The 16,715-nt window shown below is 49.3% G+C and carries 11 protein-coding genes; 2 read left to right on the forward strand and 9 right to left on the reverse strand.

Annotated features, from left to right (window positions below; all coding sequences use genetic code 11):
* Positions 1–97 precede the first annotated feature (97 nt).
* Positions 98–1,084: a phosphotransferase family protein gene (locus ACAN56_RS28775; RefSeq protein WP_379147158.1), complete on the forward strand. Its 987-nt coding sequence runs from the start codon at positions 98–100 to the stop codon at positions 1,082–1,084.
* A 588-nt stretch (positions 1,085–1,672) separates the two neighbouring features.
* Here the strand turns inward: ACAN56_RS28775 and ACAN56_RS28780 are convergent.
* The 3 genes from ACAN56_RS28780 to ACAN56_RS28790 all read right to left on the reverse strand — a co-directional run bounded on the left by ACAN56_RS28780 (position 1,673) and on the right by ACAN56_RS28790 (position 4,964).
* Positions 1,673–2,788: a 5-methyltetrahydropteroyltriglutamate--homocysteine S-methyltransferase gene (locus tag ACAN56_RS28780; protein WP_379147160.1), complete on the reverse strand. Its 1,116-nt coding sequence runs from the start codon at positions 2,786–2,788 to the stop codon at positions 1,673–1,675.
* Between the two features lie 15 nt (positions 2,789–2,803).
* Positions 2,804–3,736 (reverse strand): LysR family transcriptional regulator, encoded by a 933-nt coding sequence (locus ACAN56_RS28785; RefSeq protein WP_038591530.1) that lies wholly within the window; start codon positions 3,734–3,736, stop codon positions 2,804–2,806.
* A gap of 106 nt (positions 3,737–3,842) precedes the next feature.
* Entirely contained in the window at positions 3,843–4,964 is a 1,122-nt protein-coding gene (locus ACAN56_RS28790) for a phosphodiester glycosidase family protein (RefSeq protein WP_038591527.1), read from the reverse strand.
* Positions 4,965–5,136: 172 nt separating this feature from the next.
* On the opposite strand from ACAN56_RS28790, the gene ACAN56_RS28795 reads away from it, so the two are divergent.
* Positions 5,137–5,625 carry a GNAT family N-acetyltransferase gene (locus tag ACAN56_RS28795; RefSeq protein ID WP_038591521.1) on the forward strand — a complete coding sequence of 163 codons (489 nt, stop codon included), beginning with the start codon at positions 5,137–5,139 and terminating at the stop codon, positions 5,623–5,625.
* Positions 5,626–5,715: 90 nt separating this feature from the next.
* Here ACAN56_RS28795 and ACAN56_RS28800 read toward each other — a convergent pair whose 3' ends face one another.
* The 6 genes from ACAN56_RS28800 to thrS form a co-directional block, all read right to left on the reverse strand.
* Positions 5,716–6,870: a TPM domain-containing protein gene (locus tag ACAN56_RS28800; RefSeq protein WP_379147163.1), complete on the reverse strand. Its 1,155-nt coding sequence runs from the start codon at positions 6,868–6,870 to the stop codon at positions 5,716–5,718.
* A 140-nt stretch (positions 6,871–7,010) separates the two neighbouring features.
* Positions 7,011–11,495, reverse strand: coding sequence for a coiled-coil domain-containing protein (locus tag ACAN56_RS28805; RefSeq protein ID WP_379147165.1), 4,485 nt, complete (start codon positions 11,493–11,495; stop codon positions 7,011–7,013).
* Positions 11,482–12,240 carry a DUF6063 family protein gene (locus ACAN56_RS28810; protein ID WP_038591513.1) on the reverse strand — a complete coding sequence of 253 codons (759 nt, stop codon included), beginning with the start codon at positions 12,238–12,240 and terminating at the stop codon, positions 11,482–11,484. The genes ACAN56_RS28805 and ACAN56_RS28810 overlap by 14 nt, the downstream gene beginning before the upstream one ends.
* Positions 12,241–12,251: 11 nt before the next feature.
* Complete coding sequence (locus tag ACAN56_RS28815; RefSeq protein ID WP_038591510.1) at positions 12,252–13,760, reverse strand: hypothetical protein; 1,509 nt, start codon at positions 13,758–13,760, stop codon at positions 12,252–12,254.
* Between the two features lie 176 nt (positions 13,761–13,936).
* On the reverse strand, positions 13,937–14,533 hold the full coding sequence (locus ACAN56_RS28820) for a GNAT family N-acetyltransferase (RefSeq protein WP_379147168.1): 597 nt from the start codon (positions 14,531–14,533) through the stop codon (positions 13,937–13,939).
* Between the two features lie 147 nt (positions 14,534–14,680).
* Positions 14,681–16,594: a threonine--tRNA ligase gene (gene thrS, locus ACAN56_RS28825; protein WP_379147170.1), complete on the reverse strand. Its 1,914-nt coding sequence runs from the start codon at positions 16,592–16,594 to the stop codon at positions 14,681–14,683.
* Positions 16,595–16,715: the final 121 nt, after the last annotated feature.

A 16,715-nucleotide genomic window follows, 5' to 3' on the forward strand; every position in this document is an offset into this window, starting at 1 on the left:
GTTATTGTAAGCCATAGTAACCCGGTTCATGTACATCTGTCAATAACATCCGTTTGATGAATAGGTATGTTACGATAGCTTCAAGGAGGCTGATGAGATGAAAGAGAGCTGGGAACGGACAGAGCAACCTGTTTCACTGGAGCTTAAGCAAATTAAGGAGATTGTCGAGCCTGTATTCTCCGGGAAACGAGTAACCTATGCTGAAGCAATGTCTACTGGATTTCGAAATTCCAACTATAAGATCACTGTGGAGGGAATGGCTGACCCCTTTGTGCTTCGCCTGTACAGAGAGGATGGTAGGATCGCTTACAAAGAGCTGGCCATTGCCGGACTTATAAGTCCGACTGTCCCTGTAGCGAATTTTATTCATGTTGATACGAGCTGCACTATTTTTAATCAGCCGTGGGCTGTGCAGGAATGGAAACAAGGAATTCACTTACGTGATGTATTAAAAACCGGAACAGCTCTGGATGTCGCATCAGCCGCAGCTTCAATCGGCAGAGTTCTAAACGGCATACATAATTACACATTCCCGGAGTTTGGTTTCTTCGGCAAAGACCTGCGGATCTCCGAGCCGTTCAATACTGATGCCGAAGGTTTTCTCGCCTTCGTTGAGGACAGCCTCTTCCATAAACCTTGCGGGAGCTGGCTTGGTGATGAGCTGACACAAGCAGTTTGGTCCTTCTGCCAGTCAAATCTTGCAGCCTTGAAGGAAAGCCGGAGCCATGCCAGACCCGTCCTCGTCCATTCTGATTTTAACGGATTGAACATTCTGATGCAGCGGGATGCTGCAGACTGCTCTGTGTCAGCTGTACTGGATTGGGAGTTCGCTTTTTCCTGGAACAGATACGTTGATATTGGCAACATCCTGCGTTATGAAGCGGCTGATTCTGTCTTTGAGAAGCATTTTATTGCAGCCTATCAGGAGCACGGTACGGTTCTGGATAAGAACTGGCGGCTTCTCTCCAAGCTGGAGGATCTCATTGCCCTATGTGAACTGTTGAATCATTCTTCAAGAGAAACTCCCAACCGGATAAGGGATCTTCAGCAGTTGATTGCGAACACTGTCCTACCCTTCCGCTGATGTGTTTTATCCTGAACAACCTTCCTACAGCATGAAGACAGATACCTAAAATGTGCTGATTTCCCCTGTTGTTTACCCATTTCAAACAAACGCAAGTGCCATATATATAAGTTGAATAAGGTAAACACCTACACATTGGAGGGATATCATGTATAAACCGATCCGCAAAAAAAATTTCAGAAGAAGACCTTTGGTCATAAAAATCTAAAAACATAAAAGAGTTGAACCGAAAAGAATAAGACCTCTGGATATCTGGAGCACGATCCGTCCATCGGCTTTTAGGGCAATCGGTGCCCCAAACAGCGTTGTCAGCATAACTAAAGCAGATCAGCTTACCAAAATTCCTTTTCCTGTGGTTCAATTCGATTTATGCGGTGAGTTTCTACGATCTTGAAACTGAACGGCGGCGATCGGGTTGAAATCTTTGCCACCACCACAACTCCAGGCTTTATAGATCAATTTTCATTTGTTGTCACCACTTCGTTCGAAGCTGCCAGATTCCCGTCTCCTTGCTAACTAACGAATCTGCATTAAGAGACCGCTCCTAATTTCAGGAGCGGTCTCTTAGGGGGGTAACTCCAATTCTATTCAGATCCAGACTTCATTAGCGGTTTCAATAACCAGGCGCAGCTTATCCCACTGCTCTTCCTCGGTCAGCATATTGCCTTCCTCCGTGGAAGCAAATCCGCATTGCGGACTCAGACACAGCTGCTCAATATTTACATATTGGGCGGCTTCTTCGATTCGGAGCTTAAGCTGCTCTTTACTCTCAAGGCCTCCATGTTTGGTAGTCACCAACCCCAGTATTACAAATTGATCACGGATAAACCGCAGCGGCGCGAAATCACCGGACCGTTCATTATCGTATTCAAGGAAAAAGGCATCGACCTCTGCCTGAGCGAACAGCACTTCGGCAATCGGCTCATATCCCCCTGCGGCGAACCAGGTGGAGCGGAAGTTGCCCCGGCATACATGCAGGGCAATCGTCATATCCGCCGGACGTAGAGAGATGCTCTCGTTAATCAGCCGCACATAGTCCTGCGCCAGCTGGTCCGGATCAATTCCCCGGCTGCGCAGATGCGCCCGGTGTTTGCCGCTGCAGAGCGTTCCCCAAGTCGTATCATCCAGCTGCAGATAGCGGCAGCCCGCATCATAGAAAGCCTGAATCGCTGCCCGGTACACTGCAATAATATCTGCGTACAGCATTTCACGCTCCGGATAAATTTCATTCCCGTTATAATCCTGCACGAAATGAAACAAGGCAGGAGAAGGAATCGTCATTTTTACCGGCGTATCTCCGGCTAACTGCTGCGTCTTGATAAATTGTCCGATCATGGGATGATCCGTAAAGGCGATTTTACCGACAATCTTGAAGCTCTCCGCCCGCTGGGCAGTTTCTTTCGAGCCGCCGCCTTGGTTTAGGCTAATTTTCTGTGTGCCTTGGATTCCGAAGAAGAAATCCAGATGCCACCAGGAACGCCGGAACTCACCATCTGTGACCGCCTTAACTCCCAGCGCCTTTTCCTGTTCCAGCAGCTTGGAAATCTCTTGATTCTCTATCTCATAAAGCTGCTCTGCCGTGATTTCACCCTGTTCAAACAAATTGCGGCCGGTCTTAATCTCATCTGTACGCAGGAAGCTGCCGACGATGTCGTAACGAAAGGGAGGAGCATTTCTTTTGGAGCCGATAACTGGACTGATCATACGTCCCTCCTGCTGTTATAGTAAGGATTGATTGAAGTCGAAATATTGTTCAGACACCAGATCATTCAGAATTTCAATGAACCCGGACATGATTTCGCTTGGCTTACGGTCCTTGTGGGCAATCCAGCCAACCGTGAAGACCTCATTGCTGTCAAAAGGAACCGTTACGAGCCCTTCGCCATTCAGCTCAGAGGCCATAATGCCCGTGCCTATCGTATAGGAATCACTCCCCAGCAACAAGTGGGTCAGCGTGGCCCGGTCTGTCACTTTAACATTTTTCTGTATTTGCGTGAAGCTCAGCATCTCTTCAGAAAAATGCAGCGAATTGTTATCCCCTTGCTCAAAGGTAATATAGGGATACGGAAGAATCTCGTCCTGTGTAACCCTTTCTTTGGCGGCCAGTGCGTGGCCCGTTCTGACATAAACATGCGGGTTCGTATTGAACAGCGGGGTGAATTTCAGGTTCCCGTCGCTGAACAGCTTGTTCATCACTTTATAGTTACTCTCGTTGATATACAGAATACCGAGATCGCTGCGCAATGTGCGGACATCTTCAATAATTTCATAAGTCTGCGTTTCTCTCAAGCTGAAATTATATTCCGCCACATTGCGCTCGTTCATCAACCTGACAAACGCATCAACGACAAAAGCATAATGCTGGGTCGATACGGAAAAATAAATCGGGCTGCGTTTTTTGCCGGTATACCGGTTCTCCATAAACTCGGTTTGTTCAATGATCTGCCGGGCATAGCCCAGAAATTCCATCCCTTCAGCAGAGATGCTGATCCCTCTGTTGTTTCGTTCAAATATAGTAATTCCCAGTTCGCTCTCCAGTTCCTTAATGGCGTTGGAGAGACTGGGCTGCGACACAAAAAGCCTTTTGGCCGCTTCATTCATCGAGCCGCTGTTGGCAATTTCAATTGCGTAGCGGAGCTGCTGCAATGTCAACCCTGTTCCCCCTCCGGTCCTTAAGCGATAATTCAGCATCACAGAAGATATCGTAGCATAGAACCTTCTGACGTTCCACGTCTGTTCTGTCTAGGATACCTGCAGTTTAATGTGTCCGCTTCTTTCCAGCATCGATCTTCGCAGGGTCCAGGCCTTCCCAGATGTTCGTAATATCCGCCTGCTCCGGGTGTTCAAACACCAGAAAAGCCGTAGGCAAATAACGTTCTCCGTATTGCGAAGAAGGTTTGTTGACGATCTCGTTGTCCTTAACAAGTACGGTGGATGAACCTCCGTCCAGATTGGCAGCGATCACCGCTCCGTGCTTCAGCATGATTTGCTGTACATCATATAGATTGGCGCCGATGCTGTATCCGGGCTGTCGTCCGTCGATCACCACAAATAGAAGAGCACCGTCATCACGTTGACCCATCGCCGTTCTTGGGGCAATCCCCCAGCCTTCGGCCGCATTCTTAATGAGGCCCTTGCCATTGACGATCAATCTCGGTTGAAAGGACACTGCCTCCTGTACACCAAGATCACTGAGCTCATTCAGCGAATAATTGCCAGCGATCATTTTGCCTTGCTTATCGAGGCCGACGATTTGTGTTGATTTTTTTCCGCCCAAGCCATTGTAAAACAATTTCCCTTGCGAAATCACGAGTCCTATCGGCTTAAATCCGTTGCCTTTCCAGTTCGGGTCGGCGAAGCCGCCACCGTTCACACCGGCAATCGCGCCGGTTCGTGACACCATGCTGGACACTTTCTCGCCTGATCCAATTTTGCCGGGAACACCCAGCCGTACCTTGGTCGGATCATTAACGGTCATGACATAACCGGAATAACCCGTGCCGGACACTTCCTCAATCTCGACCAAAGGTTTCTCTACCTCCACCGGCGGCTGTACAATGGTATGGGTGTCCTTCTCATCTCCCATATGCACAAAGCGTTCATTGTACTCCTTAACCCGGTCTTTCAGTTCATCTTCACCAATGATATATTTCGCCATATAGCGGTGCTGAGTGGTAATCAGCGTATCTGCGATCAAGTAGCGAAGATTATGCGCGGAGGGCGCAAAATACAGCCAGCTCCCGCCGGCGATTAGTAATAGGATCAAGATTAAAAAAAGTCTGGAGAGTGTGCGTAAAAAACTTTTTTTCTTGCGCTTGCGGACCGGTTTTTTCTTCTTCTTGCTTACAGCATTGCGCTGAGGTAATGATGATGAGCTCACTTCATAAAGCCTCCCTAATACTTCTATTAATGGTAATAAGCATGAAAACATATACTTTCATCATAGACGATAATGAAAGATTAAAAGTTTCATTTTTTTCAATTCTGCTGCTGAAGGTTAGGAGACCCGTGTACTATAATGAGGTTAAATGTCGTTTGGAGGGGGATTACCAATGAATTTTAAAGATTTTGAGATTAGAAAGTTTCGGCTTTCGGATATCGAACAAATTGTTACCTTGTTCTATGAGACGGTTCATTCCGTAAATAAAAAGGATTATTCTGAGAAGCAGCTTGACGCCTGGGCAGATAACAATGACCGGGAAACCCGGCAGAATGCCTGGAAAGAATCGTTGAGCAGCCACCTTTCTTATATAGTCCAGTTGAATGACAGCATCATCGGTTTTGCGGATATGTCACCTGAGGGATATCTGGACAGAGTATTTACGCATAAAGACTTTCAGGGACAAGGCATTGCCTCGGGATTGTTAAAAGTACTTGAAGCCGAAGCCAGAAGCTTGGGACTGGTCCAAGTAACTGTCGATGCAAGCATCACAGCAAAGCCATTTTTTGAACATCACGGCTATAGGTCTGTTCAGATGCAGGCGGTGGAGCGAAAAGGTGTTATCCTGCATAATTTCAAGATGATCAAAGAGTTAGACTAACGAAGTAATATTAAACTTCACATAAAAAATAATGCCCGTTGACCTTATAGGGTCACTCGGGCATTGGATATCGCCTTTTCCGCCATCATTTCATCCGTGTCTTTGCTTGCGGCTGCCATAACCGTATAGTGCGATTTTTCTGTTCCGCCATACTATCGCAAGGCTAAACAACAGGATAAACACAAGAAACAGACCGCTGACTATTATACCTTTGGATATAGAAACAGGCTGGTTTTCCACTACCGTTGCTTTGTCAGCCGGTAATGCAGCCGTACTGGAAACGGCAATAGTCTCTGAACTTGCCACTGTGGAACTCTGGGGAATATCTGCTCTGGCCAACAAGAATTTGTGCAAAGCATTGACTGTTGCTACCGCACCACCTGCGTAATTTTTTCGGGCAAATTCCGGTTCAAGCACCTTATCCAGAATATCTTGCATCGCCTCATTGGTCAGCATTCCGTCGATGTCCTTGCCTTGCAGTATATGGTAATTGTCCCCGCCGATGTCCAGCACCAGCATTACATCCTTGGAACCCGCCCCAATGGAGGCGAATTTCGAATACGTATATTCCTGCAGGTTTTTGTCTGCGGAATTTTTAACCGTAACCACATAAATGCCGCTTCCGGTCGTTGTCTTGAAACGGTTGCTGGATTGGTTGAGATAAAGCTTTCTGACCTTTTTGAGAACTCCGGCATTATCGGACACGTAGGTTTTGGAACCGACCTGCTCCTTCCAGACTCCGCCCAGCTTTTGGATCAGTGACCCGTAAGTTTTGCGTGCCCCGAAGCTGTACTCCTTCTTGGCAAAGTCCGGCGCAAGCGACTGGGAAAGAACTTGCGATAAAACAGCGTCATTAAGCTCGTCCTCCAGGCCTCTGCCCCTAACCGCCCAGTACTCGTTATCTTTGATCGAAAAGAGCAGCAGCACACCCTTATTGTTGTCAGCTGAGCCTACTTCCCAGGCGTTGAACAGCGAGGTTGCATACTCCTCTATCGCAGCTCCATTTGTAGAGTCCACTGTCACCAGCACAACTTGTGAACCGCTCTGCTGATGCAAACGAATACCATAGTTGACGATGTAATTTTCGGTTTTATCATCAATCACATTGGCGAAATCATTTACGTAAAAAGAGTCCGTGTGCTCAGGCACGGCAGTTTGGGCCAAGCTAAAAGCGGGCAGCAGCATACTCAGCAGCAGTACAATTAAAGCTATGATAAACGTCTTTTGTCTCATCCGAATTTCCATGATCTTCATCTCTCCTCCCATACGAAAATAGTATATTCAAAACATAGCCTGATAGAACAAAAAGAGACTCAGCGTGATGCCGGGTCTCTTACTTTATTTCTATAGTTGCCGTTAGATAGCGCGACTGACTTATGATATGGTCAGAACAAGGAAGCAGGAATCAGCTTTCGGCCACCCTTAATGAGCGTGGATTCCAGCATTTCTCCTTTATCTCCCCCAAAATACAGCTGCCAGTACACGCCGAAACGGATGCTGACATCATTCTTCACCAGCTCGGGCGGCGTAACGATCAGCCACTGGAATTTGAGTGCTTTGGATATTTCAAATACCGGATCAAGTACGTTGTTCGAAACCATCTCACCAAATGGATTATCGTACAGGAAAACCGTCCAGCCCTTGTTCTCACGGTTGACCCGCTTATGGGTCATGATCATCATAGCAACCAGCAGCTGCACAGACTGGCGTTGCCCGCCGCTGCCGACAGCCTCATCCAGTGCTCCGCGGTTAATAACTTCCCAGTCGGAATAATGGTACTCTTCAGGAGCCGCATACAGGAAATAGTTCTCGGTCACCGGCTTGTAGACCTGAAGCACCGGAAAACGGTTCTGCATCGCGGCGTATACGATTTTCCCGTCATTGATCATCTCTTTGACAGCGGCTGCCGGCACCTGCTCAATCTTGGCATATTTCTCCAATAGCCCGCTAATGCAGCGGTTGAAATAATCACTGACCAGCGGCTCGATATCATCGCTCGTCTTCGGCACCGTAATGTTCTTGTAATTCAGGCGGACCAATGGAAAAGCATGTCCATTCTCATTAAGAATGATCATCCGGCGTTCCATACGCTTCAGGATATCGACAATCTGCACGACACGTTTGGCGGCGCGGCCAACCCACAGCTTGCGGGACAGCTCCATCCCTTCCTTGTCGCTGCGGATGCTCTCAATCTGATCGCGCGAGCTTTGGAGCATGGAATCAAGCACCTGCCGGGCTATCGAAAAGTCATCCCAATGTACAGTATTCAGCCTTTCCTGGATTTTGGTCTCCAGCTCGGCATTCCAGCCGCTTTTCGCCAATTTGCTGCTTAAAGATGTCTTCTCTTCCTTCACCTTACGGGAGATTTCCGACCGCTCGCTGCGGCTTTCCTTGCTGCGCAGCAGCCAGTCAGCTACCTGCGGCTCACAATTATCTTTTACCTGCTGCTGCAGTTCTTCAGGAACATCCCGCAGTTGGACCCGTCCCTCAACATGGGTATCCATGATTTTGCTTTGGCTTACCAATGTTTGAATCCATTGATCCATAACGCTCAAGGCTTGTTTACAGCTGTTCAGCAGCTGTTCATTCTCCCGGAAACGCCTGCTGATCTCTTCTTCCTTTTGATCCAGCGGATCATGCCATATTTCTACAGCACGTTCATGTTTTTCCTTAATCGCTTTTTCGGATTTCCGTAGATCCTTTTGCAAGTTCTCAAGGATGGTCTGGGCGCGGATAAACGAATCGTGGACAAGCTGGTAGTCCTCATCCAAGTATACCGTCTCGTTCTTCTGTCTCGCTCTGGCCGTCAAAATCACCTCGGCTGTATCCGTTGGAAGAGGGGCATTCCGCCAATCTTGATCCACCTGGACCACCGCAGCTTCGATCTCCGCCAGCTGTTCACCGGCCCGTTTGATATTCCCCGCTCTCGTACGGATCTCCAGTTCATTCTGCGTTAAGGACTGCTGGAGGCTTTCCACCGTGCTGAGCAGCTGCATTAGCGTATCTTGAGCAGCAGGATCAAGTACGGGCTCTTCTTCCAGAGCAGGAGCAGCCGGATATTCGCCGGGGAAAGCAATTTCGGGAAACCAGTTCTGCAGCCTTGGAAAAAGCGAATAGCGGGTATCTCCAATCCACTTCTCCCGCTGCTGCGCGGTACTGCCCAGCTCGGCCTTTACCTGAACCAGCCCCTGATCCTTGCTGGCGATTTCTTTGCTCAATTCTTTTTTGCGTTCTACCGCTTTTTGCTTATCCTTATAATCCTGTTCCTGCTTCTTTGTCCGTTCATCCCACTGGCGCAGCGCCTGTGCTCTTTCTTCATGCTCGGTCCGATCGGCTTCAGATTGTGCCAGCTCTCTCTGAATAACCGCAAGGCTGTCTTCATTCCTGCTGATCTCCGTGTTCAAATCCCCGAGCTTTAGATTCAGCTCATTCTGCAGTAATTCAAGTGTATTCAGTTTGGCTTTCAGGGCCAAGGTATGTTCACTCTGGAACAAGCGCTCGAATTCCTGCCGCGCCGATTTGAGCTTCGACAGATAGGCTTCCGCATCCTTAAGCTCTTCCTCCTGATGCTTAAGACTGGAGGATATTCCGCGTTTCCATTCCTGGAAATGATCCGGCTGCAGAACCATCTGCGGACCTTGATTGGCTGGCAGCAGGAAAGGACCGGATGCGGCTTCCGCCATCTCTTCCCGGATGAAAACCGGCACCGCTGACTTGAGCAGGACTTCTTTCAGCGTATCCGGCTGGAGCTTGGCAGCTTCGCGCTGCGTCACAATAATTCCGTAAGGAAGAAGCGGATGCCGTTCCATTTCCTCTTCACGGCTCAGGTAAGGCAGGTCATTCAGGTAGGAGCTGCCGATCATGGAACTGATTTTGAGTGAATCCAGTGTGTCCTTCACTCTCAGGATATCCGCATTCGGCAGCCAGAAGGACTCCTGCTGCAGCTCTACATCGATCAGCTGGTTGTAATAATCCCTTCTCAGCCGTTTCGTCTGCTGCTCAGCCTCATCCAGCCTGCGGATAAACCGCTCCTGAATGGCCGGTTTCGCTTCAAATAGCGCCGTAACTCCCAGTTGGTGATGCTCTTCATACATTTCCAGCAGCACGACCAGCTGTGACCAGAGCTGAGACTCCCTGTTCATCTGTGACTCCAGCAGATTCTGAAGCTCATCGCTTTGGCTCTGCCCGGCATTCAGCTTCACCTTCAGCTCGGTCTGCGATTGGTGCAGACTGAGCTTACGCTCTTCAGCAGTTTTGCGCTGCTCGTTAAAGCCGCTGATATTGTCTGCGATTGTCTTAGCTGCTATTAACGTGCGCTGCAGCGCCGCTCCTGGCGCCCCGGCTGCTTCATGCCCATGGCGTGAGGCAAAAACACCCAATTCCTCGGTATATTGGCGGATGGCTCCTGTAAGTTCATTGATCCGGTTATCCAGACCGCCCAGTTCCAGCAGCAAGCTTTCCCTTTCTTTGCGTAAGCCATTTTCTTCAGCAGTCAGAGAATGCTGGCGGGTTACGAACGACGAGAGCTGTCCCTGCCAGAGCTGAAAGACTTTGTCCCACTGCAGCCGCAGCTCTTCCTTCGCTCCCTGAATAACCTCCTGGCGTTCCTTCATTTCCAGCGAGCCTTCGATAGCTTCAATTTCCTTCTGCCATTGCTCGATCTGGCGGAGCTGCGCGCTGCGTTTGGCCAGATAATAAGCTACTTCAAGCTTTTTCTCTTTCAGCTTCGACTCATCCAGCCGCAACTTGGCCCGTGTCTGGTTGTCTGAAATCCTCGTGAATTCATCCTGCTTAAGATCCTGTTCCTCTTTGCTGCGCAGATATTTCAGATTATCGCCCTCAAAACGCAGCTGGCGCGCCTCCTGGTGATGCTGAACCAATGCATCGGCAGTTTTGCTGCGTTCCGCCTCTGCATTCTTAAGCTCCTCGTGAATGACCGTGGACATCTGCCGACCCAGCAGTTCAGTCTCTCTGAAGCTCCGCTCGGCTTCCGTTCCCTGTTCGACCAGCTCATACAGCGGTGCAGCCAGCGTAGTGAATTCGGCAAAAGCCTTTTCCCTCTGCTCCAGCATCGGAAGTCTCTGGGCAATGGTTGCGGTATCGATAAACATCCGCTGAAGCGAACCATCCTCTTCTTTGACACCCTCGTTCAGACTGGAGCCAATCTCCGGAATAATCAGCTTCTCGAACAGATTGTGGTTGGTAAAGGCCTCATTTTTTTGAAAATAGCCCTTGATCCCGCCCTCTTCACCATTGATCCGTTTCATGTTACGCCATTCACCGATATGAATATCCCGTTCAGCAAGAAAGCTGTAGTACTTCTTCAGATCGGAGCTGTGGCTGCCGAAGGCAACAATTTCATTCCGTCGTTCCCGTACAAATTGTTGAATCGTCTCAAAACTTACAGGACCGCCTTCCGCATGATCATACAGCGGCAGCGTTGAAAGGGTCAGCTCAGCCTGCTCTTCATAATCCATCAGCGCGTAGAGCAGATAGTCAACCTTAATCTCCAGCTGATCTATCGAGCTGTGGGCAGTCATGGCAATACCGGTCGTCATGTATTCGTTACGCTCACTGTTGTCCAGCCGCCACTCAATCGCTACGTGGAAGGTATAGGGCTTGAGCTGTTTTTTATGATTATGGAAAAAAGCCTCGACCTGGTTCTCATTGTCTTTCCCCCAAGCCGCCTTAGGCAGGAGCAGTTGGAAGATGGACTGCAGCAGTACGCCTTTCCCGCCGCCGTTCATTAGGGTAATCAGGGTATTGGCCGGGCCTTCCTCATTGCAAAGATCAAGAATCATATCATCATACTTCTTAAGCATCTTCTCGTATTTCAGTCCGGCGATACGGATTCGTTCAATGCGCGGCATAGCCTTCCCCCTCCTTCTCCGTCAAGGTCCGGCCGATCAGAGCTTTCAATTCCTTGTAACGGTCTACATCGTGGTACAGATACCGCATTCTTTCATATAACTCTTCCCGGGGGAAAATCCGCTTCTCGTTCTCGGAAATAAACACCAGATGTTCCTCCTCCAGCAGCTTCATCCCTTCATGAATCAGTCCAATCCGTGAACCGGAGCCTCTCGACAGGGAATCGCCTTCCTCCTGGCTTTTGGTCTGCATATAAAGGCTTGCCCATACTTTATGCATTGCCTGAATATCCAGACGCCACTGCTTGCTGAAGCTGCCTTCCTCATCCAGCTCGATCCATGCTTGTAGAAGCGAGGACACCTGATCGGAGATTTGGATATAGGACATGCTGTCCTGACCGGGCTTAAAGTGCTGCTCATCCTGATCCATTTCCGCCAGAAAAACCAGGATAATGACGTTGATAATATGTAAATGGGTTTTACGTTCAATTCGTGAGTATTTATTCCGCAGCTGTGTGAAGTTGGACGCGAACCCCGATCCCAGCGGATTGACCAGCAGGTGAAGGCGGTGCCCAGAATTCATAATCCGGCAGCCTCCCTCTTTAGCCATATACTGCAAGGCGTCATAGGCCCCCGTATCCTGCAGGCATTCCACTGCAGCTGGATCATCCAGAGATATGACTTTCCGCCGAAGCAGATCAAAAAACAGCCGCGAAGCCTGCTGCAATTGTTCCAATGAATAGCTCATGCTGTATTCTCTCACCTCTCTACTATAGTAATGGTATAAGGGCTCATTTCCAGACCGGGCCAACTCACGCTTGTCCCCTGATCCGGTTCAAGTATGGTTGTCCGCAGCACTTTGCCCCGCAGCATCTCCAGCTCAGGACAATCCGTAAGCAGCCGCTGAATCAGCTTCTGGCACTCGTCACTTCCGCCAGGGTTGTCTTCGTTATACTCCTGTACGACGACCTCGGTATGAAAGAACTGTACCCACAGGTCAATGGCATCCGGGAGCCGTGCCCAACGGGACTGTTCCTCCGGAGAGAAAGCATCCGCTTTGAACGTAAAACGTCCTTTGCCGGCAAGCTCGGTAAAAATCGGTTTCCACAGCTCCGCAACTTCAGTCCAAGGTATAGACTTAGGCGTATAAGTTGCAAGTTGCTCCTCCCCTTCTTCATCGGGCTCATCCAGATATTCTTCCGGTAGAAAACCGACATCCTGTTCTTCCCAAGCCCAGGCGAGGGGGTAGATAAAGTCCTGGCTCGGTGTGAACAGTCCGCTAATCAAGGTTTCCAGACTGTCCCCGCTCGGCAGGCCTTCAGCTTTCACCCATTCCTCCCATACATTCGTGCGGAAATTAAAACCGGCAGCTCCCCAGAACAGCTCTGGAAAGTTCAGTCTTAAATTGGTTTCGGCTTCAAAAATGCTAAGCACAACCTCCGCGAGCTCGTCATGTACTTTTCTTGACAGCTCCACCCGTTCGGATAACAGGCGCAGCTCGTTAAAGTCGATAACATCCTTCTCGTCATTCGCCAACCGGGCCAGGGAACGGTGGATATTATCAAAATGCTTGCGTTCTTCATCAAACTGCTGGTGAATTTCCTCCACCCGCTGATGCCGCATAACCCCATATTCGCTGAACATATGCTTCGGGTTGCGCCGCAGCGCATTGCGGTATTCCTGCTGTTGCTGGGTCATCTTCCGAACCCGCGAGATCAGTTCACCCACATCCTGCATCGCCCGGGTGACGCGTCCATGCTTAATATGCATTTGGATCTCCAGCAGTTTAATACTAATCTGGAACTCTTCTATAATCTCATGGCTCATGAAGATAAGCTCCATCGCATATTCGGAAAGGCGGTAAACTGTCTTGCCGCTCTCTTCCCAACTGGTGCGGGTCGCATCCTCGTCTACCGTGAAGTATTTGTACTTTTGCAGAGTCATCTGCCGGGTCTGATCATCATAATAAAAGGCTTCAAAATCCCCGCCGCCCCCGCTCCACAGCAGCCCGTCTACCAGCCGTTCCACAGATTCGATGGTTCCAAACCTTGCAATATTAAACCGCTCCAGTGAACTCCAGGCCAGCTCAATAATATCCTCTTTGGCTCTTCGTTCATTGGATTCCAGCTCGAGATAGTAGACCTGCAGCAACACACTGAGCGCAATCATTTCCTTATAAGGCTGCAGTTCTCCAAGATTCATGCCCGCCCCCAGCGTCCACAGTGGGTTAAGGCGTTTGTTCCGTTCACCAAAATCAGACCAGTTCATCCTTGCGCCAACCTCGCCATCACTTCGTAGTTTAGGAGCATTTTTGCATAGCCCTCACAAAATAACATAAACCCATATCTGCCCCATGAAGGGAGAAATATGGGCTGGGTACCACTGATAACTTACGTTTATTGGGGAATATATGTTTCTATTATACCAATGAATTGAGGATAGTTCTACGAATATTTAACATTCAGCAGGTATTGCAGATTCTCTTTGACCGCAGGCCACTCCTCGTCAATAATGCTATAGAGTACATTATCAAGAACGGTGCCCTCCGACGTAATTCTGTGCTTGCGCAGAACGCCTTCTTTTACAGCGCCAATACGTTCAATGGCTTTCTGTGATCTCAGATTGTATCCGACTATCGTAAAATTGACCCGGATCAGCCCCAGTTCTTCGAAGCAGTAATGCAGCAAAAGCGACTTGGATTCGGTATTGACTGGCGTTCTCCAATACTCCGGTGAAATCCACGTACAGCCAATCTCCGCATTGCGGTGAATCCGGTCCAGATGCATAATCCGCGAGGTGCCGACGACTTTTCCAGAAGCTTGTTCAATCATGACATAAGGAAAGTCCGCCCCATTCTCCTTATTGCGCAGCGCAGTTTCTATTAGTTGTTCCACTTGTTGGATTGTTGTTATTTTCCGCCAGGTGTATTCCCAGATTTGCGGATTGTGCAGGAGCTTGAGCAGCTCCGCCCTATGATCGGCTTCCATAGGAATAAGCTTGATAAACTTGCCGTTTAGTTGTTTGATGTTGTTTGTAATCACAAAGGACGCCTCCAGTATTGTCTATTCATCAAGCCCGAGATTATTATAAAATACCCGAAACATCCTTGTCTGCCTATTTACGTAAAATGACTGCCCCGTCTATGAAAACGGAGCAGTCACTGGAGTTACATTATAATGTAGAAACACCTATTGCCGGGCGGCAATCTCGCTAACGATACGCTGAATGATCTCCTGAATACTTACAGTGCCGAGATCGCCTACTGCGCGTTGTCTTACGGAGACAGAAGCGGAATTCTGCTCATTTTCTCCAAGGACGAGCATGTATGGCACCTTTTCCAGCTGAGCTTCGCGGATCTTCAGGCCCAGCTTCTCCTTGCGGTGATCAAGCTCGACCCGGATTCCTGCCGCTTCCAGCGCTTGCTTCACCTCATAAGCGTAATCGGCAAAATGCTCGGACACGGGCAGCAGTTTGGCCTGTACAGGGGCCAGCCATACCGGAAATGCCCCGCTATAATGCTCAATGAGAATACCCATGAACCGGTCGATCGAGCCGTAGACCGCACGGTGAATAACGACAGGCCGATGCTTCTGGCCATCTTCACCGATATAAGACAGGTCGAACTTCTCCGGCATCTGGAAATCCAGCTGGATTGTTCCGCATTGCCAGCTTCTTTTGAGCGCGTCCAGAATATGAAAGTCGATTTTCGGCCCGTAAAAAGCTCCGTCTCCCGCATTCACCCGATAAGGGATGCCACGTTTCTCCAGTACCTTTTGCAGCGCCAACTCGGCCTGATCCCACAATGACTCCGCCCCCATATAATCTGCAGGCCGTGTAGACAGCTCCACCTTATACTCAAAGCCGAATACTTTATAAATATGGTCGATCAAGGCGAGTACCCGGCCGATCTCTTCCTCAATTTGCTCGGGCAGAACGAACAAGTGGGCATCATCCTGACAAAAGGTACGGACTCTCATCATTCCGTTCAGCGCGCCGGAGAATTCATGGCGGTGAACCTGGCCGTATTCCGCAATGCGGATTGGCAGCTCCCGGTAGGAATGCAGGCGGTTTTTATAAATCAGCATATGCCCCGGGCAATTCATCGGCTTAAGTGCGAACTTGTTCTCATCGACATCTGTGAAGTACATTTCATCTTTGTAATGATCATAATGTCCGGATTGCTCCCACAGCCGGTTGTTCATCATCAGCGGTGTACGGACTTCACTGTACTCCCTTTCCCGCTGAAGCCCCCGGGAGAATTCCTCCAATGCTGTACGGACGATCATGCCCTTTGGCAGATAGAATGGCATTCCTGGCGCTTCCTCGGAGAACATAAACAGCTCCAGTTCCTTGCCCAGCTTGCGGTGATCGCGTTTCTTCGCTTCCTCCAGCATGTACAGATGCTCTTCCAGCTGCGCATTCTTCGGGAAAGAAGTCCCGTAAATCCGCTGCAGCATCTTATTACTGGAATCTCCCCGCCAATATGCACCTGCTACACTCAGCAGCTTGAAGGCTTTGATCGCACCTGTTGAGGCCAGATGCGGCCCCCGGCACAGATCCGAAAATTCGCCTTGATCATAAATGCTGATTACTGCCTCCTCCGGCAGATCCCGGATCAGTTCCAGCTTCAGCGGCTCTTCAAATGCCTCAAATGTCTTCAGCGCCTCGCTGCGGCTGATCTCCCGGCGGACTATGGGCAGGTTCTCTTTGATAATGTTGCCCATTTCCGCCTCTATCGCAGCCAGATCTTCTATAGACAAAGGCTTCTCGATATCCACATCGTAATAGAATCCGTCTTCGATGACCGGGCCGATGCCCAGCTTGACATTCTTATCACCGTATATACGTTTAATGGCTTGAGCCAACAGATGCGCTGTGCTATGTCTGTGGATCATCAGGCCATCTTCACTGTCCAGCACTACGATTTCAACGAGGCTGTCCTGTGTAATCGGTTGATGAAAGTCAACAAGTCTGCCGTCAAGTTTACCGGCTACTGCATTTTTCTTCAGTGTAGGACTTATGGATTCTGCGACTTGTGCAATCGTGGTGTTACGCGAATACCTCCTAATTGTTCCATCCGGCAGTGTTGCTTTGATCTCCATGATTCAGCCTCCATTTCTTCAAGTTTTTTTGTATGTTTGAACGCAAAAAAACGCATCTCATCCCAGAAAGGGACGAGTGCGTTTAGCTCGTGGTTCCACCCTAATTTGATCTGCGCAATAG

Source organism: Paenibacillus paludis (genome assembly GCF_042610515.1).
Classification (GTDB): Bacteria; Bacillota; Bacilli; order Paenibacillales; family Paenibacillaceae; genus Paenibacillus_AQ.

Coding starts and splice junctions, on each gene's coding strand:
- ACAN56_RS28775 (WP_379147158.1), top strand. CDS start 98: ATGAAAGAGAGCTGGGAACGGACAGAGCAACCTGTTTCACTGGAGCTT.
- ACAN56_RS28780 (WP_379147160.1), bottom strand. CDS start 2,788: ATGATCAGTCCAGTTATCGGCTCCAAAAGAAATGCTCCTCCCTTTCGT.
- ACAN56_RS28795 (WP_038591521.1), top strand. CDS start 5,137: ATGAATTTTAAAGATTTTGAGATTAGAAAGTTTCGGCTTTCGGATATC.
- ACAN56_RS28800 (WP_379147163.1), bottom strand. CDS start 6,870: ATGGAAATTCGGATGAGACAAAAGACGTTTATCATAGCTTTAATTGTA.
- ACAN56_RS28805 (WP_379147165.1), bottom strand. CDS start 11,495: ATGCCGCGCATTGAACGAATCCGTATCGCCGGACTGAAATACGAGAAG.
- ACAN56_RS28810 (WP_038591513.1), bottom strand. CDS start 12,240: ATGAGCTATTCATTGGAACAATTGCAGCAGGCTTCGCGGCTGTTTTTT.
- ACAN56_RS28815 (WP_038591510.1), bottom strand. CDS start 13,760: ATGAACTGGTCTGATTTTGGTGAACGGAACAAACGCCTTAACCCACTG.
- thrS (WP_379147170.1), bottom strand. CDS start 16,594: ATGGAGATCAAAGCAACACTGCCGGATGGAACAATTAGGAGGTATTCG.